Genomic DNA, 19,950 nt, shown 5'->3' with positions numbered 1-19,950 from the left:
GGGACGCATGCGGGTGGTGATCACCGGGGCCGCGGGGCTGGTCGGCACGGCGGCGGCGGAAGCACTGGACAAGGCCGGCTGGGCGGTGCGCGGCACCGACCGGGCGCCCGGACCGTGGGTCGAGGTGACCGGTGACCTGCGCGACCCGCGGGTCCGCGCGGACGCGGTCCGGGACACCGACGCGCTCGTGCACGTCGCCGCGCTGCACGCACCGCACGTCGGGACCGTCGCCGACGACGAGTTCTGGGCCGTGAACGTCGACGCGACCGCCGCGCTCCTCGGCGACGCGGCCCGCGCCGGCGTGCGCCGCCTCGTCTACATCAGCTCGACCAGCGTCTACGGGCACGCGCTCGTCGCGCAGGGCACCGCGGTCTGGGTCGACGAGGAACTCACCCCGAAACCCCGCGACGTGTACGACGACACGAAACTCGCGGCGGAACGGCTCGTCGCGGCCGGGCCGATCCCGGCGATCGTGCTGCGGATCGCCCGCTGCTTCCCGGAACGCCCGCACATCCTCGCCGGGCACCTGCTGCACCGCGCGGTCGGCGTCGGCGACGTCGCCGACGCGATCGTGCTCGCCGCCACCCAGACCGCGGTCACCGGCGCCTACAACATCGCCGGCCCGTACCCGTTCACCCCCGGCGACTGCCGTGACCTCTACCGCGACGCCCCCGCGCTGATCACCGCACGGGTGCCCCGGGTCGCGGCCGCGTTCCGGGAACGCGGCTGGCGGCTGCCGGCCGGCATCGACCGCGTCTACGACTCCCGCGCCGCCGCCCGCGCCCTCGGCTACCGCCCCCGCTTCACCGCCCTCGACTTCCTCAGCTGATTCATGGCACAGGACACGATCGCCGACCGGGAGATCGACGCGCCGCGGGAGCTGGTGTTCGAGGCGTTCACCGAGGTCCGGCACCTGGCCGCGTGGCGGGGAGTCGCCACGCACCACCCACCTCACCTACCCGGTGCGCCGCCGGGGTTAAGGTGCCAGCGTGCGCATCGTCATCTCACCGGACGCGGACGAGCCGCCCTACGCGCAGATCCGCGACGCGGTCGCCGCGCAGGCCCGCGACGGTGTCCTGCCGGCCGGCACCCGGCTGCCGGCCGTCCGGGCCCTCGCGGACCAACTCGGGCTCGCTGTGAACACGGTCGCGCGGGCCTACCGCGAGCTGGAACAGGCCGGGCTCGTCGAGACCCGCGGCCGGCACGGCACCGTGATCACCGCGCGTGCCACCGGCGCGTCCACCGAGGCGCTGCGGCTCGCCGGGCAGTACGCGACCGCGACGCGCGCGCTCGGCGTACCCCCGGCACAGGCCCTTGATCTCGCGCGGGCGGCGCTGGGTCTCTAGCCGAACCAGCGGGTCAGGGACGCGGCCAGGTCGCCGCCCGGTTCCCAGGCGACGTAACCGTCCGGGCGGATCAGCATGCTGGTCTCGGCGTCGCCGGTGACGATCGTGACGCGGTCGCTCCACGGGGCCGCGAGCGTGGCGTGCCGCTGGTCCGTGGTGGCGTCGATCAGCAGCGGGCGGGCGTCGGCGGTGAACGCGGACAGCGGGCGGCCGTCGACGGTCAGGTCCGGCGCCCAGCGCGTGGTGTGCGGGTGGACGACGTCCGCGCCGGAGATCAGCGCGGCGATCCGGGCGAGCGCGGGCGGGTCCTGCAACAGCTCGCCGATCAGCGTGCGCAGCGCGGTGATCTCCGGGCCCGGCCCGACCAGGACGCCCTGCGCGGTCGTCTGCATGGTGACCCGGGCGCCCGCCGGGCGGCGCTCCGACTCGTAGGTGTCGAGCAGGCCGGGTGGGGCCCAGCCGTGGATCTCGGCGGCCAGCTTCCAGGACAGGTTGATCGCGTCCTGCAGGCCCAGGTTCAGGCCGTTCCCGCCGATCGCGGAGTGCACGTGCGCGGCGTCACCGACCAGGAGGATCCGGCCCTCGCGGTAGCGGTCGGCCAGCCGGGTGTTGCCGCCGGCCAGCCGGCGCAGCGGGGTGACCTCCGGGAACGGGGCGGGAACGCCGGTGACCCGGGCGAACGCGGCCCGGAACTCCTCCGGCGTCATCGGCGGCTCGCCGCCGGATTCGGACACCGGCGTCGTCGTCGGGCTGGTGCCGATGTCGGCCACCGACGTGCCGCCGGCGCCCGGGCCGGCCTCCTGGGCGGCGTGCTCGGAGACGTTGACCATGACGCGGCCGTCCGGGAACGGGGCGAACGAGAGCATGCCGCGCTCCAGGCGGGTGTGCATGAACGGCGGTATCTCGCCGAAACCGGGAACCCGCAGCGCGTGCGTCTCCGGGTCGAGCGCGTCCGCCGCCAGCCGCACGTGCGCGGCACGGCTGACCGTGCGGTCGTGGGTGACGCCGGGAAAGCCGATCCCGGCCAGCTTCCGGACCGTGCTGCGGCCCCCGTCCGCGCCGATCAGCCACGCGGCGCGGCGGACCGTACCGTCGGCGGTGGTGATCGTGACCGCGTCGCCGTCCTGGGACACGCCCGTCACCGCGCACCCGCGGACGATCTGGACACCCAGCTCGGCCGCCCGCGCGGCGAGCACCTCCTCGACCCGGCGCTGCGGCACCAGCACCGTGTAGACCGGATTGCCGGGCAGCAGGTGGAACGGCATCGGGTAGGCGGCGAACATGAAATGGTCCGCCGGGCGCGGCGCGGCGGTGTCACCGGTCAGCCGGGACAGCAGGCCACGGCGGTCGAGCATGCGCACGATCTGGCCGACCATGCCGTTCGCCCGCTGCTCCTCGCGCGGGGCCGGATCGCGCTCCAGCACCAGCGGCCGGACCCCGGCCAGGGCCAGCTCACACGCGGCCATCAGCCCGTTCGGCCCGGCCCCGGCCACCACGACATCATAGTTTTTCATGACAAAACCCCCAAAATGTGGGTACGAGAGATCGCCCGGCGACGCCGGTGCGCGCCAGGGACGTACGGCCGATGCGTCTATGCAGTCGGGTCCGGGAGGCCGGACGCGAGCAGGGACAGGGCCTCGCGCAGCAGCTCCGCCATCGACACGGATGCGTCGCGGGCGATGAACTGCTGCTGGGCCGCGTTGGTCGCCGCGGTGACCGCACCCGCGACCAGGTTCGGATAGAGGTCACGGGCCGGGTCTGTGCCGGTGCGCGCGGCGACCGCGGCCGCGATCGCCGCCTCCGCCCGGATGCCCGCGCGCAGCATCTCCGCCTGCAGGCCGGGCGAGTCCATCATCGCCCGGATGCCCGCCGCCCACTGCACATGATCGGGCTGCGGGTGCGCGATCACCTCCGGGCCCGGCTCGGTCTGCGCCAGCGCCGCCGCCGTGATCGCCGCCCACAGCGGCTCACCGGCCGGACGCTCCCGCAGATCCGCCGCGAGCTGGAGACTGCGGTCCAGGTGCCGGGCCGCGGCCGCCTCACCCTTGCTGGAGAAGTAGTTGTTGAACGTGCGCGGCGACACCCCGGCCGCGGCCGCGATGTCCTCGACCAGCACGTTCTCCGCGCCACGTTCCACGATCAGCCGGACCGCGGCCCAGCTCAGCGCGGCCCGCGTCTCCCGCTTCTTCTGCTCCCGCAGCCCCATGCCACCACCGTACACAAAAGTGCGTGCTCCGCAAAGATGCGTGGCACGCAAAAATCAGCGGGGTTGCCGCACCGGGACCTCGTCGAACCGCCCGAGCCGATCCAGATCCAGCCGCGCCGCCACGGCCCGCACCTCCGCCGGCGCACCCACATCACCGTCGCCCCCACATCACCGTCCACCGCCGGCCGCAACACCCACCTCCACCATGATCGGCACGCTATCCCGCGCCGAGAGTGGTGCCGAAAGATAATCGATTAGGTGTACAGACTGCGTAAGCACGGAGCGGTAATCTGTGGTCATGACCGAGCCTCTCGACCACGGCCCGGCGTCCGCCGGCAACAAGCCGCTACCCAACGCGCCGAATGCCACCCAAGAGCAGCGTGCCCGCGCCCGCGCCTGGGCCAAGCAGGTGCTTTCTCACCACCCAGACCCGGACGAGAACGAGGCTCTCTGCGTCCGGCTCGGTCTTCGCTCCCGCCGCCCAGCCGCATGAGCGACGACTCGCGCCCGGTGCGCGTCGTCCTGGACACCTCCGCGATCCTTGCCTACTGCCGTGAGTCCGTGGGTGTCGGGGAACTGATAGGCGAGATCGCTGACGAGAACGGCACGGTCGGCCTCCCGATGCTGTGCCTCGCCGAGGCCAGAACCCGCCTTGCCGACGCCGACCTGCTCGACGTGCTCGCCACGCACGATGCCGCAGAGGTGCTGACGCTGGGGCCAAGGGAGTGGCAGGGACTAGCCGCCCTGGACGGAGATGTCGGGCGGCGGGACGCGTCTGCTGCAATGCTTGAGGCAATCGTCCACGGTGTGGACATCCTGACCGCCCAGCCGAGTCTGTATGTCGGAGCGATCGCCAACAGCCGGATTCTCGAACTTCCGCCCGACTGACGTCGAGGCCGGCACACGACCGGCCTCGACGACGGATCAGGTCAGGCCGGAGGCGCCCACCAGCGGGCCAGGGCCGCGGTGGCCGGGTCGTCGGAGGACTGCAGGGCGGTCCACGGGTCGCCGGCCGGGTCGGCGGCGCCGGCGTAGTCGAGCAGGTCGGCCGGGTCGACCGTGGGGTCGGCGGCGGAGAGCGGGTTGGACCAGGCGGCCAGGTCGGCCGGGGACAGACCGGCGGCGAGATCCGCGGGGGACAGGTCGCCGAGCAGGTCGGGGTCGATCCACGGCGGGCCGTCGATCGGGTCCGGGGTCTCCAGCGCCAGGTCCGGCGGGAACGTGTCCCAGACCGCGCCCTCACCGTGATCGGCGAGATCCGGGTCGGCCCCGACCGGCGGCGCCGCGCCGTAGTCGGCCTCGGACAGCGGGGCATCCTCAGGATCGAAATCATCCGCGGGTACGCCGTAGTCGTCCGCCGCGACCGGACCGCCGTCGGCGTCCACGTCGGGCACGAACGACGGCACCACGACCGGCTCACCGGCGTCCGCCGCCGGGCCGGCGACGTCACCGTCACCGGACGCGCCGCCGGTGTAGGCGTCGCCGAAACCCTCCTCCGTGGCGGGCTCGCCGCCGCCGCTCCCGGCGCTCAGGTCGCTCCCGGCGCTCAGGTCGCTCCCGGCCTCGAAGCCCGGCGACGCCGCAGCGCCGGACGGGACGGACACGTCGTCGCCGTAGTCGGATGCACTGCCGGTGTAGGCGTCGCCGAAGCCCTCCTCGGCGGCCGGCTCACCGCCGCCCGATCCGGAGGAGTCGCCGGCGGCATCCGGGGAGACCGCGCCCGGGTCGGTGCCGTCTGCCGGCGATGCGGAGGCCGAGGGCTCCTCCGCGGCGGGAAGCTCCTCGCCGGACGCCGAGTCGGCACCGGAGGCGGGGTCCGGGGACGCGTCGCCGGCGTCGAACGACGGATCCGACGGCGGCGTGGCATCCGGAGTGCCGGCGCTGCTGCCGGGTGCCGCGGAATGCGGCAGGGTCGCGGTCTCGTCGGTGCCGGCGGAAGGACCGACGACGTCGCCCAGCGACGGGCTCACCGGCTCCGGCGTCGTGGCCTCCGGGTCCGGGCCGGACGACTGGCCGGGGTCGACGGTCTCGCCGGCATCGGCGCCCGGGCCAGTGGTCTCGTCAGCGCCTGCGGCCGGGTCGGGGTCGGCGGCCGAGTCGGGGTCGGCGACCTTCTCCGGGCCGTCGGCGGGGATCGAACCGGACGCCGGGGACTCCGCGTCTCCGAGGCCTTCGACCGCCGGTGGCTCAGCACCGGCCGGCGTCTCCGCCGCGCCCGACCCGCCAGAGCCGTCACCGGCCTCGGCGCCTGAAGCAGACGTCGCGCCGGAATCCGAGGCGGCATCGGACCCGGGGTCCGAGGACGGGCCGGAGCCGGAGTCCGCCGGGTCCGCCTCGTCGGCGCCGCCGAAGCCCTCCGTGTACTCGTACGACTCGCCGCCGCCGGAGCCCGCGGAGGCCGCGAACGGGTCGTCCTCGCTGTACGACGGTGCCGCGCCGAAACCCTCCGACGCCGGCACGTCCGGCGCGGACGGCGACGTGGACGGGTCGGCCGGGACCGCCGGCTCCTCCGGGAAGCCCGGTACGTCGTAGGAGGACGAGGGCTCGTCGAAGGGCGGGAGGTCGTCGCCGAACGGTGAGTGGGAGAAGAGCGGTGCGCCGGAGCCCGTGACGTCGCCGGTGGTGTCGTCGTCCGGCGGTTCGCCGCCGGGCCAGTCCTGGTCGGTCACGGTGCTCCTCCAGCGGTCGATGCGGGGGCGGCGGGGGCGGCCGGCTTCGCGGCGGGTTTGACGGCGGCGCTGGCCGAGGCGGGGGCCAGGCCGCGGGTCTTGACCAGGACCTCGTCGACCTGCTTGACGCGGGCACGCAACGCGTCGCGTTCCGCGGTCAGCGCGGCCTTCTTCTTCGCGCGCGTGGCCTTGTCCGTCGCGAGCGCCTGGTCGATCTTGCCGATGTGCTCGTCGAGTTCCTTCAGGCGGCGCTCGATCGCGTCGTCGAGCGCGAGCGTCAGCGCGTACTGCAGGTCGGTGAAGCGGTGCGCGACCTCGTCGGTGAGCGCGGCCCGGGACTCGCCGATCACCTCGCGCAGCCACACCTTGGCCTGCTGCCGGTCGCCGGCGACGCGCCGCTTGTAGAGGATGAACGCGCCCGCGGCCAGGCCGATGCCGACGCCGACGACCGGCAGCAGCAGGCCACCGCCGACGATCGCGGTCGCGCCGAGCGCGGACGCGCCGGCCATCGCGCCCCGGCCGGCCATCATCGCGATGCCACCGGCGGACAGCGCGACCATGACGTTGTCCGTACCCGCGTCGCGCTGGGGTTTGGTGTTGAGGGCGTGGCCGAGCTGGGCGTTGAGCCGGCCGAGGACGTGCTGCAGCTCGGCGGGCGGGAACGCGTGGGAGAGCACCTCCTCGCCGACCTGCCGGAACCGGCGTTCCAGGTCCGCGGAGAGTTTCAGCGACACCGCGTGCAGCGCCGCGTCGACGTTCTGCGGCAGCGCCTCCAACTCGTTGCGCTTGAACTTGTCGAGCTTGCCGAGGTAGTCCTCCTGCAGCTCGGACAGCGCGGTCCGCAGGCCACCGGTCGACTCGACCCGGGCCCGCTGCACGTGCGTGTTCAGCGCCAGCGACCACTGCCGGGAGTCGGTGCGCTTGCGCGCCGCGAGCTGCTGCCGCTGCTCCTTCGCGCGCGCGGCGTCGGCCGGGTCCGGGTCGGTCGCGGTCATCTGCTCGCCGAGCGCGAGGTCGCGGCGGACCATCTCCGAGCGCAGGGCGCGCAGCATGTTGGCCCGGTCGAGCAGCCCGCGCCGGCCGGCGACCTGGCGCAGCGCCTTGGCCAGCTCGTCGATCCGGGCCTCCTTGGCAAGCTCGGCCGCGACCTCCGGCGGCATCTGCGCGGCCGTCTCCGCGAGCCGGGCCGAGACCGGGAACCAGGGGGCGCTGCCGAACCGGGGCGCGTGCGTCTTCAGGTGCGCCTTGTCGTCGGCGAGGATGGTGCGCCAGCCCGGGTACGCGTCCGTCTTGGTCAGCGCGAACATGACCAGGTTGACGCGCTTCGACGCCTGGATGAGGAAGTCCAGCTCCGGCTTGGACAGCGGCGAGGACGCGTCGACGACGAACAGCAGCGCGGTCGCCTGCTCCGCCGCCGCGAGCGCGACCTCGGCGTGCGCCGGGTCGAGGCCGCCGGTCCCGGGCGTGTCGATCAGCGTGAGGTGTGCCAGCAGCGGCGACGGGTAGCCGATCTGGATCCGGCGCGGCGGGCGCGCACCCTCGGGCAGGCGGCCACCGGCCGTACCCCACGTGGTCAGGCCTTCGATGCCGATCTCGATCGGGTGTTCCTGGCCGGGCTGCCACGCGCGGGCCTGCGGCGTCGGCGCCTCGGTCATCTCCAGGTAGGCGGAGGTGGAGACCGCGACGTCGACCGGGGACAGGCCGGGCGCGCCGATCAGCGCGTTGACCAGCGACGACTTGCCGCGTTTGGTCTCGCCGACGATGACGATCGCGGGCTTGTCCGACTCGCGGCGGGCCAGCTCGTCGAGGTCCGCGGCCGCGTCCGGCTCGACCGACCGCAGGTAGGCCAGGGCGCCGTCCGCGGTCGCGGCGAGCTGCCGGGCGAGCGCCTGCACCGCCTCGGCGCCGCCGGGTTTCGCTGCGGCGGGTGCGGTCATCGGTAACCTCCGTGGCCTGGGCGGTACTGGTGGGGCGGGCCTGGCTGAGGCGCACCGGGGTAACCGGGTGCCCGCCCGTACCCCGGTGGCGGTGGCGGTTGGTGTTGCCACGGTGCGGCGTGGGGGGCTGCGCCGGAGACCGGGTGCGCGGAGTTCTGGCCGCGGACCTGCTGGGCGAGGAGGAAGAAGCCGCGGTGCGCGACCTGGGCGACGCGGGCCTGGGCGGGGCTGGCGCCGGCGACCGCGAAGACCCGCCACCGGTTCGCGGCGGCGAGCGCGGCCTGGGCCAGCGCCTCCACGTGGGCCTGCGGCATCTCCAGGATCCAGGCCGCGTCCGTGGTCAGCGCCAGCCGGGTCAGCTCGCGTTCCATCTGCTCGGGCAGCGCGACCGCGCCGGAGGTGACGGACTGGGCGGCCTCCAGCAGCCGCAGCCGGTGATATTCGGGCTGTTGCAGGACGCGCTCGATGGCGTCGCGGAGCAGTTCCCGGTCCTGCTGGGCGGCGGCGTGCCCGGCGAGGCGCTCCAGGCTGGACAGCGCCCAGGCCGCCTTGATCGCGTCGGTGCGCCAGCGGAACGCCTGGTCGAGGGTGTTGCGGAGCCGGGCGAAACCGGACGCCTGCAGCAGCAGCCGGACCAGCTCGCCGGAGCCGAGCTCGGGCTTGGCCGCGAACTGCGCGAGCGCGAAACCGATGCCGTAGAGGTCGAGCAGGCTCAGCAGCCGCTCCCGCTGCGCCTTCGACACCGGGCAGTCGCGGTTGATGAACAGGTCGACCGACGCCATCAGCACCATGCGCTCGGTCTGTGACAACCCGGCGAGGGTACGCAGTGCCTCGCAGTCGGCCGCGGTCAGCCGCCCGGCCTCGGTGGTCTCCGCGAGCAGGCCCGCGATCGGCACGACCTCGGAGACGACCCGGCGCAGCACGCCGGCCTGGTCGGAGGCGAGCGGCCCGGCGACCGGCCACGGGTCCGCGCCGCCCGCGACCAGCTTGTCGACCTTGTTGAACAGGCCGATCGAGTTGATCGGGTTGCCGGACAGCCGCGCGGAGACGGACTGGAACGTCGACAGCGCCGCGATGTCGTCCGCGCGGACCGCCTGGGTGAACACGTAGAGGACCGCCTCGGCGCCGGAGACCGCGGCGACCGAGTCGTCGTCGAGGTCGTCGTCGAGCGGTGCGTCCGGCGTCGCCTGATCAGGTGTCAGGTAGTTCGACGACGCGGCCGAGATCGACTGGTTCGTCGACGACAGACCGGGCGTGTCGACCACGGTCAGGTCACGCAGCCGGTCGCTGGTCAGCGTCACGTCGACGAACGCGATGTCCTCGCGCGGCACGCCGAGCTGCATCGGGATCATGCCCGACTCCTCCAGCGGCCGGGACACCCGCGACCCGTCCCGGCGGACCACGTCGAGGCGGTCCGCCGTGCCGTACCGGAACTGGGTGACGACGCGCGTGCACTCGCCGACCGCGGTCGGCGCGACCCGGCGGCCGACGAGCGCGTTCACCAGCGTCGACTTTCCGGCCTTGAGCCGGCCGGCGACCGCGACCCGCAGCGCCTCGTCCAGGCGGCGGCGGACCGCGAGCACCTGCTGCGCGCTCGCCGGTGACAGCCGCGGGCCCACCTCGTCACACAGCGCGGCGACCCGGTTGGTCAGGGGACCTTGCACCACGATTGGTCAGCCGCCCATCTTCTCAGCCACAATGGCACTGTTGCGGCGGTCGTCCACCATCGCTTGGTCGATCCCTCCCGGTGAAGCGGTGAGAGCGTCTGTGACACCCTCTACGTGCGTGGCCCAAGACTATTAGGCCCTACGGTACGAATATCCTGCCGGCGCAGGATCCCATGTTCGTGCCACCGTGCAACCGGCAGCATGGGCGGTGGCAGCGAGCTGGTGGGGGAGGACCCTTGCACGAGACAGAGTCAGGCACGCACGTGATGCTGCCACCGGAGGGCCGGGACACGGCCACGGGCACGCCCGATGTGCTGGCCGGCGCACAGCAGGCCCTGGCCGAGCCCGGGTTGGTGGTGCTCACCGGTGGCCCCGGTGCCGGGCGCACCCGGCTGCTGGCGCAGCTCGGCGACGCGTTCTCCGGGCCGGTGTTCGCCGGTGGTGGCCTCGCCACGCTGCGCGACGTGCCCACGTTCGCGCTGACCCGGGCCGTGCGCGTGCGGCTGCCCGGCCACGACGCGCCGCTGCTGGCCGAGGCCGTGCGCGCCCGCGTCCGCAACGGCCTGCTCGTCCTCGACGACCTGCAGTGGGCCGACCCGCTCACGCTCGCCGCGCTGCCGCTGATCGCGGCGCACACCCGGGTCGTGGTCGCGCTGCGCACCCCGCACCGGCTGCCCGGCGCCACCCTCGCCGCGCTCCGCGCCGCCGCCGCCGCGTGGCTGCCCGTGCCGCCGCTGACCGGCGCGGACGCGTCCGCGCTCGTCTCGCAGGTGGCGCCCGGGCTGGCACCGGACGCGGTCGCGGCCGTGGTCCGGCAGGCCGGCGGGTCGCCCCTGGCGTGCCAGGCGCTCGCCCGGCACGCGCAGCAGACCGGCGCGGTCGACGACGCCGTCGACCTGCGGTACGCGATCGCCGGCGCGATCGCCGACCTGACCCGCCCGGCCCGGACCGCGATGGCCGCGCTCGGCCTGCTCGGACGGCCCGCCCCGGCCCGGCTGCTCGGCTCCGGCGCGGCCGAACTCGCCGACAACGGCCTGATCGTGTCGCTGCCGTCGCACATCCCGGCCGGCGACCCGGTCGAGTCGATCACCGGAACTCTTTCTGTCGTATCCGCGACAACACCGCCGACCCGGGCCGACCTCGGCATGGTCGCGGCCGTCTCGCCGTACGTGGCCGAGGTCGCCGCCGGCATGCTCGACGCGGACGCCCGCACCGGCCTGCATCGCCGCCTCGCCCGCCTGACCCCGCCGCGCGAGGCCGTCCGGCACCTGACCGCGGCCGGCGACACCCACGAGGCGTACCGGCTGGCGGTCTCCGCGTCCCGGACCACCGGCAGGGCAGGCGAACGCGCGGAACTGCTGCTGCTCGCCTGCCGGCTGCCCGGCGTGCTCCCGGACGCGGGCGTGCGCGTCGCCGCCGCCCGCGCCGCGCTCGCCACCGGCCGGCCCGTCGCGGCCGCGTCCGTCCTCGCACCCCTGGAACACACGGTCGCGTCGGACGCGACCGTGGTCGAGGCGATGGTGCTGCGCGCCGAGGCGCTGCTGCAGGCCGGCGACTTCGACGGCGCCCGGCACAGCGCGGCCGCGGTCCCGGCCGGGCTCGCCCCCGAACTGCTCGCCGCCCGCGACCGGGTGCTGCTGCTCACCGACCTCGCCGACGACCCCGCGCTCGCGGTCGGCACGGCCGCGGCCGTGATCGCCCGGCACGGCGAGACCCCGGCACACACCGGGCTGCGCGCCGCGGTCGCCGCGGTCGCCGCGGCCCGCCGTGCGTACGGCTGGGAGAACGCCCTCGCCTCCGCGACCGCCGCGGCCGGCGACGCCGGGGACGCGCTCACCGCCCGCTGGTCCGCGTGGGTGCTGGTCGAGACGCTCGCGGCGGACGGGCGGCTGCCCGAGGCCGCGCACCTCGCCCAGGTCGCGGCGCAGGCCTGCCAGGCCGATCTCGCCTACAGCTGGCAGACCCGGTTCATCGCGGCCGGGCTGTGGGCGTCCGCGCTGCGCGGCCACGCGGTCGCCGGCATCCCCGCACCGGCCACGGCCCGGGCCGAACCGGCAATCCCGGCGTTCGGGGCGGGCCTGCCGTCACCCGGGGTGCAGCCGCCACGGGGCGTCGCGACCGTCCAGGCCACCCCGTCCGTCGTCGAACCCGTCCTCGCCGACCTGGTCGTGCACCGGGCCGCGGACCTGATGGACCGGTCGCTGCCCGCGCTCGCCCGCGCCTACGCCGCCGCCGCGGCCGGGCTGGTCGAGGCGGACGCCGGGCTGCTCGGCGCGGCCCGCGCCCGCCTGGACGCGGCACCGCGCACGCCGGTCGCCGGGTGGGTCGCCGCGGAGATCGCCTGGCTCGACGGGCAGCCGGACCGGGCCGCGGCCTGGGACCCGGACACCGACCGGATCCCGCTGCTGTCCGGACTGCACCGGATCACCGCCCGCTGGGCCGCCCGGGACGGCGCACCGATCGACGTGACCGGCCTGGAGTCCGCGGCCGGTGGGCCGACCGCGATCCACCAGACGCTCTCCGCGTTCGCCGCGTCGCCGTCCGCGGCACCGTCCGCGTTCGCCGCGTCCGCGGCCGCCTGGTCCAGCGTGGTGCTCCGCGAACAGGTCCGCTGCCTGATCGCGCAGGGGTTGCACGAGGACGAGCCGGACCTGGCCGTCCGCGCGCTGCTCAACGCGGAGGACCTCGCCGAACGCGCCGGCCTGGTGGTGCTGCGCGGCCGGGCCCAGCGGGCGCTGCGCCAGCACTCGGTGCGCCGCGACATCCGCGGGCCGCGCGCCGGCGACGACCTCACCGCCCGCGAGCAGCAGGTGATGCGGCTGGTCGCGGCCGGCGACCCGACCCGCCGGATCGCCGGGCAACTCGGCGTGTCCGCGGAGACCGTCGAGACGCACATCCGCTCCGCGATGCGCAAACTCGGCGCCCGCACCCGGACAGAAGCGGCGGTCCGCGTCCGAGAGGCGCTGATGTCGTGACATTTCCGGAGACGCCCCGGTACGTGCTGCCGAGCACCACCGACGCCACGGTGGTGCTGCGGCGGCTCGCCCGCGACGGCTGGACCACCCGCGAGGGCTTCGCGCTGCCCGAAGCCGGCTGGGACGTCACCGGAAACAACCTCGTGCTCTTCGGCCGCGTCCCCGACCTGGACACCGTCCAGCTCGTCGTGCTCGCGGCCGCGCGCGGCGCCGGCGTCATCGCGATCGCGGACGCGACCGGCGACATCGGGCGCGCGCTCATCGGCGACCTGTCCCGCCTCGGCCCGGTCCGCCGCGACACCGACACCCCGGTCGTGCCCGAGACCGGCACGGTCGAACAACTCGCGCCCGAGCAGCGCGCACTGCTGGACCGGCTCGCCGACGGCGAGACCATCGCGGCGGCGGCCGCGGCCGAGTTCATGTCGCTGCGCACCGCGAACCGGCGGATCGCCGAGGCCCGCAAGCTCCTCGGCGTCCGCAGCACCCGCGAGGCCGTCATGGCCTACCTGGAGAGCAAGAACTGACCTTCCACGCGGCGGGACTGCCAGAGGACCGCGGCGGCGTAGAGCGTCACCATCACCATGTCGACGACCACGACCAGCGCGTCCGCGTCCGTGGCGGTCTCGTCGCTGCCCAGCCCGCCGATCGCGGCCGCGACCAGCAGCCCGGCCACGTTGCCGGCCGCGTGCAGCACGATCGCGGCCTCCAGCCCGCCGGTGCGGATCGTCAGCACGGCCGCGACCACGCCGAAGAAGATCAGGTCGGCCATCCCCCACGGCGTGCCGTAGCCGTGCAGCAGCCCGAACGCGACCGACGACACCACGATCCCCGGCCACGGCGACCGGAACCACGCGCCGAACGCCTGGATCAGCCAGCCACGGAACACGTACTCCTCGCCCGCGGCCTGGAACGGCGTCAACAGCACCACCACGGCGGCGCCGAGCGCGAACCTCTCCCAGCCGACCCAGGTGACGGCCTCGTCCTCCCCGGGCAGCAGGAACAACAACCCATACATCAACACCACCGCGGGTACGGCCAGCAGCGCGCAGCGGCCCAGCCAGCGCCACCGCAGCAGGCCCGCCACCGACGACACCGTCCCGGCCGGCCGCCGCTGCACCCAGCGCGCCGCCAGCAGCACCACCGGGATCACCAGGCCCAGCCCGGCCAGGCCCGCTGCCAGGTCGGCCTCGTCCGGCAGCACCGGCAACCCATCGCCGTCCACCGGCAGGCCCGGCAGCGCGGCCAGTGCCACCAGGTACGGGCCGAGCGCGACCACCAGCGCACCGACGGCCACCAGCAGCGTCCCGGCCAGCGGCCGCCACCAGCGGTGGTGTTCCGTACGCGCGAGCCGGTCGTAGGAGACCGCGGTCCGCGGTGCGTCGAGCGTCGTCGTCATGCCGTTCAGCATCCCGGCCCGCACCCGCGGTCTCATCCGCCGCGAAAACGAACCCGGCCTCTATCGCTGGGTAGAGCCGGAGCCAGCCCGGGGACATCCGGGACCGCGTGCTCCCCCTACGATGTCCGGCGATGCCTCCGAAGCGCACCGACTGGCTGCTGCCGCTGGCGCTCGGCGCGGTGCAGTTCGGCCTGTGGCCAGGGCCCGCGCTGTTCCGCCAGCCGCCCGCCGTGATCGCGCTGGTCCTGACCGCGACCGCGATCGTCGTCGGCGCGCTCGGCCTGCGCCGGGTCCGGCCGGTCACCGCGGCGGTCACCGTGCACGCGGCGTTCCTGACCGCGCAGGTGGCCGCGGACCCGCTCGGCGCGGACGGCACCTCGCTCGTCGACGCGCTCACCGCCGCGTCGCTGATCTCGCTGTTCTCCGTCGGGGCCTGGACGAGCGTGCGGACCACGCTGACCGTCACCGTCGCGCTCACCGCGGCCACGGTCGCCGCGAACGCGCTCACACCCGCGTACTACGCCGGCGAGAGCGGGCTCGGGCTGGTCCTGCTCGTCGCCGCGGACGTGCTGCTCGTCGCGCTGGTCGCGCTGTTCGGGCACCGGCGGCAGGTGTGGCGTCAGGGCCGGGAGACCGCCCGCCGCCGTCTCGCCGAGGCGGAGGCGGCCCGGGCCGAGGCCGCGCGCGAGGAACGGCACCGGCTCGCCCGGGAACTGCACGACGTCAGCGCGCACCACCTGACCGCGATCGTGGTCACCGTGACCGCGGCCCGCCGGCTCGCCGCGAAACGCCCGGAGCTGGCCGCGGAGGCGCTCACGTTCTCGGCGCAGGCGGCCCGCCGTACCCTCGACACGCTTTTCGATCTTGTCGCGGTGCTGCGGTCCACGGACGCGGGCGGCGACCTCCCGGCGCGGCTGGCCGGGCTGGCGGCCGAGTTCCGGCGGCTCGGCCAGCCGGTCACGCTCGACCCCGGCACACCAGGCGACGTGCCGGCCGACGTCGCGGACGCGGCCTTCGCCATCGTGCGGGAAGCCCTGACCAACACGCTGCGGTACGCCCCCGGCGGCGCGGTCACCATCACGGTCACCGCGGCCGCGGGTGAGGCCGGGGTGAGCGTGGCGAACGCGGCGGCGACGCGCGCGTCCGACGCGGACGGCGTCGGCTCCGGCAGCGGCCTGGCCGGCGCCCGGGCCCGCGCGGAGCGGCTCGGCGGCACGCTCACGGCCGGGCCGGACGGGCACGGCTGGCGGGTCGCGGCCCGGCTGCCGATGGCCGCGGCACCGTCCCGGCTGCGGCGCGCCTGGCAGGGGCGAGGCGCGTCGGTGCGCGGATATCTCACGGACGGGCTGGTCGCGGTCATCCTCGCGATGGGTAGCGTCGCGGTCCTGCTCATCGACCCGGGCCTGACCACCGGCGGCGACCCCGGCATCGCGCTCGCGGCCGGCGCGCTGCTCACCGGGCACGCGGCACCGCTGCTGTGGGCGCACCGCGCACCGTGGCGGACGCTCGGCGCGGTCGTCGCGGTGCTGATCGGCTGGACGGTGCTGGCCGCGACCGGGGTGCTGCCGGCCGGGTCGCTGAGCGTGCTGGTGTTCGGCGGGTTCGTCGAGGCGTACGCGGTCTACGCCGTCGCGGCACACGGCCGCGGGCGGGCCGCGTACACGTGGCTGGTCGCGCCGGTGACCGGGGCCGTCGCCGGGTTCGCGATCACGGCCGGCGCGATCGCGGAGATCGCCGCGTACGACCCGGCCGACTACGACGGCACCGCGGAACGCGCGGTCATCACGGTGATGATGACGGTGTTCTTCGGCGGGCTGCTGACCGTGCCGCTGCTGGCGGGCTGGATCGCCGGCGCGAGCTGGCGGCGCCGCCGCACCCGCCTGCAGGACCGCGAACGCGACGTGGTCCTCGCCGCGACCGTCTCCGCGGCCGGCGAGGCCCTCGCCGAACGCTGGCGCATCGCCGCCGAACTCCGCGCCACCGTCCTCGCCCGCGCCACCGACGTCCTCACCGCGGCCTCCCCGCCCGTTACCGGCCCGCCGGCCCAGGACCCGTCCGGCACACGGCCGGTCGTCGACGGGCGCGGGAGCGCGCCGGATCCGGTGGTCGCCCCGGCCGGAGAGCCGGGGGAGACCGCGGCGCGCCTGGATGCGGTGCTGACGGCGGCGCGGGCGACGCTGGCCGCGATGCGGGAGCTGCTCGGCAGCCTGCGCGGCGGGGCGCGGGGCGACGACGCCGGGACGGAGGCGGAGACCGCGCCGCAGCCGACCGCCGCGCAGATCGGCGCGCTCTGCGAGGCGCAGCGGGCGGCGGGACGACCGGTGATGCTGCGGTACGCCACACCGATGCCGGAACTGCCGCCGGGCGTGGACGTGTCCGCGTACCGCCTGATCGAGGCGGCGCTGGCGCTACCCGGCCCCGGACCCCTGGAGATCGTCATCGGCGTCACCGGCGGCCTGCGGATCTTCCTGAACCGGATCCCGGTCCTGGCCGACCCGCGCGCCGCCGCCGGCCTGCGCGGCCGCGTCGACGCGGTCGGCGGCACGATGACCGTGCACCCGGCGGGCGAGACCGACATCCTGTTGCCCCTGGCCGTTCCGGCGCCGATTCCCGCCCCGGCGGAGACGCCGGTCCGAGGCGAGCCCGCCGCCGTGTCGTCGTCCGGCGCGGCATCAACCGCAGGCACTCCAGTCTCAGGCGAGATCGCGCCAGCGGCGCCGGCTTCCGCCGTGGCGTCGACGACGGGGCCGCAGGCGGCGGCTGGATCGGCATCGACGCCGGCCGAGACCGGGTCGTCGACGGCGGCCGGGAACGGCAATCGACCGCCGCGGGCGGTCGCCAGTGAGGAGGTGCGGCCATCGCCGTTCGAGTGATCGTGGTCGACGACCAGCCGATGCTGCTGGCCGGGTTCGTCGCCATCATCGACGCCGAGGACGACCTGGAGGTCGTCGGTACCGCCGCGGACGGTGCCGCCGCGGTCGAGCTGGCCGCGGCAGCCCGCCCGGACGTGGTCATCATGGACATCCGCATGCCCGGCATGGACGGCCTGGCCGCGACCCGCCTGGTTACCGCGGCCGACGACCCGCCGAAGGTGCTGGTCCTGACCACGTTCGACCTGGACGCGTACGTGTTCGAGGCGCTGCGCGCGGGCGCGTCCGGATTCCTGCTCAAGGACGCGGACCCGGACGAGCTGCTGGCCGCGATCCGCGTCATCGCCGGCGGCGAGGCCCTGCTCGACCCGGCCGTCACCGGCCGCCTCATCGAGGCCTTCGCCACCGGCGTGACACCGTCGGCGGCCCCGGAACGCCCGGAACTGGCCGCGCTCACCCCGCGCGAACGCGAGGTGCTGACGCTGATCGCCGAGGGACTCTCCAACGCCGAGATCGCCGCCCGCCTCGGCGTCGGCGTCGGCACCGTGAAAACCCACGTCAACGCGCTCCTCACCAAGATCGGCGTGCGCGACCGGGTGCAGGCGACCATCCTCGCCTACGATGTCGGCCTGGTCCGCCCGCGCTCGGCGTAGCGCGCCCCGGCGCCCGACGAACGACCCGGCCACACCGGCTGCCCCGTATGACAGCAGGCATACCGTGCCCGGCGACTTGCCGGTGTGCGAATCGCGCGCCGGTCTCCGGGCGCGGCGGGTCGAGTCACTTCGCTCCGTCTTGTGCCCGGGCACCTCGTGCCCGAATCTCCTGACTACTGGGCTTTCGGGGTCGAGGTGCGAAGTACGCCGGCGATCCGGGCGCTGCGCGCCCGATATTCGGTACATAGAGGCCCATCGCTGGGAGGCGCTTCTTGTCCTGACGCCGAAGGTCGGTAAGCCGCCGAGCGCACAGCCTGGGGCGCCCGTAGCTTCCAGCGAAAAAACAACGCCACCGATACGCACGGCGCAACAATGGCGAGCTTCGCCCTGTTCGACCTGGTCGGCAAGCAGCTGTCCCCGCGGATCCGCGACCTCGGGAAGATCACCCTCGACCGCACCGGCGGCAAGGCCGACTTCACCGGCCGCTATCCGCTGGTCGGGCCGCTGCGGACCCGGCGGCTGAACACCGAGCTGATCACGGGTATGTGGGTTCTGTCTGCACTGACTCGCCGGGAGGCTCGTCAGCTCGCGGGAAGCAGTCCAACGAGGGTATCGAGGATGTCGTCGGCGTCGGTCTTCCACTTGTCTCGGGTGAGCTGACCGCTGGCTTCCATGCCGATGGCCCCGTGTACGCCGCTGAGCAGCACAGCTCCGAAACGGTGGGCTTGTGCTTCACCGACCAGGTCGCTCAAGGCCGCGACGAACGGGCCCTGGCTGCGCCCGGCGGCCTGCAGCACTTCGGGTCCGGCCGGTGGTCGGTGCATCAACCGGTACAGGTGTGGTCGTTGCCTGCCGGTGGCGAGCATCCCGGCGAGCATCGCCCGCACCTTGCTCCGGGTGGATAGGTCCGGGTCCGCGCCCAGCGTGACTGCCTCATCGGCCAGTGAGTTCCAGGCCTGTGCCGCGATCGCGGTCAGGAGGTCGTCCTTGTCGGCGAAGTGCCGGTAGGGCGCACCGCGACTGACGCCCGCCCGTGCGCCCACCTCCCGCAGGGTCACCGCTTCCGGTCCGCCTTCGTCGAGCAGCCCGGCTGCGGCGTCGAGGAGGGCACGGCGGGTGGCGGCGGCGGACTCAACGCGGGTGATCACCGAACCATCCTACAGAGTTGACAACGTCACCTGAAGGCTTCAGTGTAGTTCAGGTGACAGCGTCAACCGGGCGCGTCGAAACTCTGGGGGTTCCCATGAAAGTCTTTCTCACCGGGGGCTCCGGCTCCGCCGGCGGCGCGATCATCCGCCGCCTTATCGGCGAGGGGCACACGGTGCACGCACTCGCCAGGTCCACCGAGGCCGCGCAGGCGGTCAAGGCCGCCGGAGCACTGCCGGTGCGCGGCGACCTGGCGGAGATCGCCGCCACGCCTGCCTGGCTCGACGTCCTCAGCCGGGTCGACGCTGTGGTGCACGCGGCGGCGTTCATGGAATTCTGGGGTCCGGATCAGTTGTTCGTCGACCGCAACCTACGGCCGGCCATCGCGCTCTACCAGGCCGCGGTGGCCGCACGGGTCAAGCACTTCGTGCTGATCTCGGCAGCCAGCGTGTCCACCGGCAGCAACCGGGCGGACCGCGTCAACGAGAGCTCCGACCCGGGACGGCCGAACATCGCGTACAGCCGGGTCAAACTTCGCACCGAACAGGAACTGCTCGCGCTGCCGCACGGCGACACCGCCCTGGTGATCATCCGGCCGCCCTTCCTCTGGGGCAGCCGCAGCGCCCACAACCTGGAGGGATTCGTCGAGTCGGTCGAGGCCGGCCGGTTCTCCTGGATCGACGGAGGCCGTCATCTGGTCGACTACTGCCACTTCGACAACCTCGCCCACGCTGTCACGCTGGCGATGACACGCGGTGAACACGGCCTCATCTGCTACATCACCGACGGCGACCCCCGGCCGGCCCGGCAGTTCTTCACCTCGCTGCTCGCCACCCGCGGGATCGACGTGAGCGGCGCCGGCAGTTTCCCCCGGGCGATGGCCTCACCCGTCGCCACCCTGATGGAGACCGCCGCCAAGGCCCGGCGCAGCACTACTCCGCCGCCCCTCACCCACTGGATCGTCACCTTCATGGGCCGCGACCGGGTCTACGACATCACCCGCGCCCGCACCAGCCTGGGTTACCAGCCGACGATCTCCGTGGACGAGGGCCTGCGTCGCATGGCCCGATCCTGAATCCCCCCCG

The 19,950-nt window shown here is 74.7% G+C and carries 16 protein-coding genes and 1 pseudogene; 10 read left to right on the top strand and 7 right to left on the bottom strand.

Annotation, left to right across the window (positions count from 1 at the left end):
- Positions 1–7 precede the first annotated feature (7 nt).
- Positions 8–829 (top strand): NAD-dependent epimerase/dehydratase family protein, encoded by an 822-nt coding sequence (locus J2S43_RS15120; RefSeq protein ID WP_306829669.1) that lies wholly within the window; start codon positions 8–10, stop codon positions 827–829.
- A 160-nt stretch (positions 830–989) separates the two neighbouring features.
- Positions 990–1,346 carry a GntR family transcriptional regulator gene (locus J2S43_RS15115; RefSeq protein WP_306829668.1) on the top strand — a complete coding sequence of 119 codons (357 nt, stop codon included), beginning with the start codon at positions 990–992 and terminating at the stop codon, positions 1,344–1,346.
- Here the strand turns inward: J2S43_RS15115 and J2S43_RS15110 are convergent.
- Positions 1,343–2,860, bottom strand: coding sequence for an FAD-dependent monooxygenase (locus tag J2S43_RS15110; RefSeq protein ID WP_306829667.1), 1,518 nt, complete (start codon positions 2,858–2,860; stop codon positions 1,343–1,345). The genes J2S43_RS15115 and J2S43_RS15110 overlap by 4 nt on opposite strands.
- Before the next feature lie 77 nt (positions 2,861–2,937).
- The gene (locus J2S43_RS15105) at positions 2,938–3,552 is read right to left on the bottom strand and encodes a TetR/AcrR family transcriptional regulator (protein ID WP_306829666.1); all 615 of its coding nucleotides are present in this window, start codon (positions 3,550–3,552) and stop codon (positions 2,938–2,940) included.
- 298 nt (positions 3,553–3,850) lie between these two features.
- Between J2S43_RS15105 and J2S43_RS15100 the strand changes: the two genes are divergently transcribed.
- Both J2S43_RS15100 and J2S43_RS15095 read left to right on the top strand, forming a co-directional pair.
- Positions 3,851–4,045, top strand: a complete 195-nt coding sequence (locus J2S43_RS15100; RefSeq protein ID WP_306829665.1) for a hypothetical protein — start codon at positions 3,851–3,853, stop codon at positions 4,043–4,045.
- Positions 4,042–4,440: a hypothetical protein gene (locus J2S43_RS15095; RefSeq protein ID WP_306829664.1), complete on the top strand. Its 399-nt coding sequence runs from the start codon at positions 4,042–4,044 to the stop codon at positions 4,438–4,440. Before J2S43_RS15100 ends, J2S43_RS15095 begins: the two co-directional genes overlap by 4 nt.
- Positions 4,441–4,481: 41 nt before the next feature.
- On the opposite strand, the gene J2S43_RS15090 is transcribed toward J2S43_RS15095, so the two are convergent.
- From J2S43_RS15090 to J2S43_RS15080, 3 genes are read right to left on the bottom strand one after another with little or no spacing between them, the layout of a single operon-like run.
- Positions 4,482–6,221: a hypothetical protein gene (locus J2S43_RS15090; protein ID WP_306829663.1), complete on the bottom strand. Its 1,740-nt coding sequence runs from the start codon at positions 6,219–6,221 to the stop codon at positions 4,482–4,484.
- A complete protein-coding gene (locus J2S43_RS15085; RefSeq protein ID WP_306829662.1) occupies positions 6,218–8,158 on the bottom strand; it encodes a dynamin family protein in 1,941 nt (646 codons plus the stop codon). Before J2S43_RS15085 ends, J2S43_RS15090 begins: the two co-directional genes overlap by 4 nt.
- The gene (locus J2S43_RS15080; RefSeq protein WP_306829661.1) at positions 8,155–9,825 is read right to left on the bottom strand and encodes a dynamin family protein; all 1,671 of its coding nucleotides are present in this window, start codon (positions 9,823–9,825) and stop codon (positions 8,155–8,157) included. Before J2S43_RS15080 ends, J2S43_RS15085 begins: the two co-directional genes overlap by 4 nt.
- A gap of 236 nt (positions 9,826–10,061) precedes the next feature.
- On the opposite strand from J2S43_RS15080, the gene J2S43_RS15075 reads away from it, so the two are divergent.
- Together J2S43_RS15075 and J2S43_RS15070 are read left to right on the top strand one after the other, a co-directional pair.
- The gene (locus tag J2S43_RS15075) at positions 10,062–12,800 is read left to right on the top strand and encodes a helix-turn-helix transcriptional regulator (protein ID WP_306829660.1); all 2,739 of its coding nucleotides are present in this window, start codon (positions 10,062–10,064) and stop codon (positions 12,798–12,800) included.
- Positions 12,797–13,324 (top strand): LuxR family transcriptional regulator, encoded by a 528-nt coding sequence (locus J2S43_RS15070; RefSeq protein WP_306829659.1) that lies wholly within the window; start codon positions 12,797–12,799, stop codon positions 13,322–13,324. The genes J2S43_RS15075 and J2S43_RS15070 overlap by 4 nt, the downstream gene beginning before the upstream one ends.
- On the opposite strand, the gene J2S43_RS15065 is transcribed toward J2S43_RS15070, so the two are convergent.
- Positions 13,303–14,196 carry a CPBP family intramembrane glutamic endopeptidase gene (locus J2S43_RS15065; protein WP_306829658.1) on the bottom strand — a complete coding sequence of 298 codons (894 nt, stop codon included), beginning with the start codon at positions 14,194–14,196 and terminating at the stop codon, positions 13,303–13,305. The two genes, J2S43_RS15070 and J2S43_RS15065, sit on opposite strands and share 22 nt — an antisense overlap.
- A gap of 131 nt (positions 14,197–14,327) precedes the next feature.
- On the opposite strand from J2S43_RS15065, the gene J2S43_RS15060 reads away from it, so the two are divergent.
- From J2S43_RS15060 to J2S43_RS15050, 3 genes and pseudogenes are all read left to right on the top strand, one after another.
- Positions 14,328–17,069, top strand: coding sequence for a sensor histidine kinase (locus J2S43_RS15060; RefSeq protein ID WP_306829657.1), 2,742 nt, complete (start codon positions 14,328–14,330; stop codon positions 17,067–17,069).
- A gap of 20 nt (positions 17,070–17,089) precedes the next feature.
- Positions 17,090–17,719, top strand: coding sequence for a response regulator (locus tag J2S43_RS15055; protein WP_306839285.1), 630 nt, complete (start codon positions 17,090–17,092; stop codon positions 17,717–17,719).
- 345 nt (positions 17,720–18,064) lie between these two features.
- A pseudogene (locus J2S43_RS15050) lies at positions 18,065–18,268 on the top strand (Tn3 family transposase); the annotation flags it as partial.
- 32 nt (positions 18,269–18,300) lie between these two features.
- Here the strand turns inward: J2S43_RS15050 and J2S43_RS15045 are convergent.
- The gene (locus J2S43_RS15045) at positions 18,301–18,867 is read right to left on the bottom strand and encodes a TetR/AcrR family transcriptional regulator (protein WP_306829656.1); all 567 of its coding nucleotides are present in this window, start codon (positions 18,865–18,867) and stop codon (positions 18,301–18,303) included.
- A 95-nt stretch (positions 18,868–18,962) separates the two neighbouring features.
- On the opposite strand from J2S43_RS15045, the gene J2S43_RS15040 reads away from it, so the two are divergent.
- The gene (locus J2S43_RS15040; protein WP_306829655.1) at positions 18,963–19,940 is read left to right on the top strand and encodes an NAD-dependent epimerase/dehydratase family protein; all 978 of its coding nucleotides are present in this window, start codon (positions 18,963–18,965) and stop codon (positions 19,938–19,940) included.
- Positions 19,941–19,950 lie beyond the last annotated feature (10 nt).

The organism is Catenuloplanes nepalensis, assembly GCF_030811575.1.
Classification (GTDB): Bacteria; Actinomycetota; Actinomycetes; order Mycobacteriales; family Micromonosporaceae; genus Catenuloplanes; species Catenuloplanes nepalensis.
The sequence above is the reverse complement of the archived record's forward strand: the minus strand, read 5'-3'. Positions and strand labels throughout refer to the sequence as shown.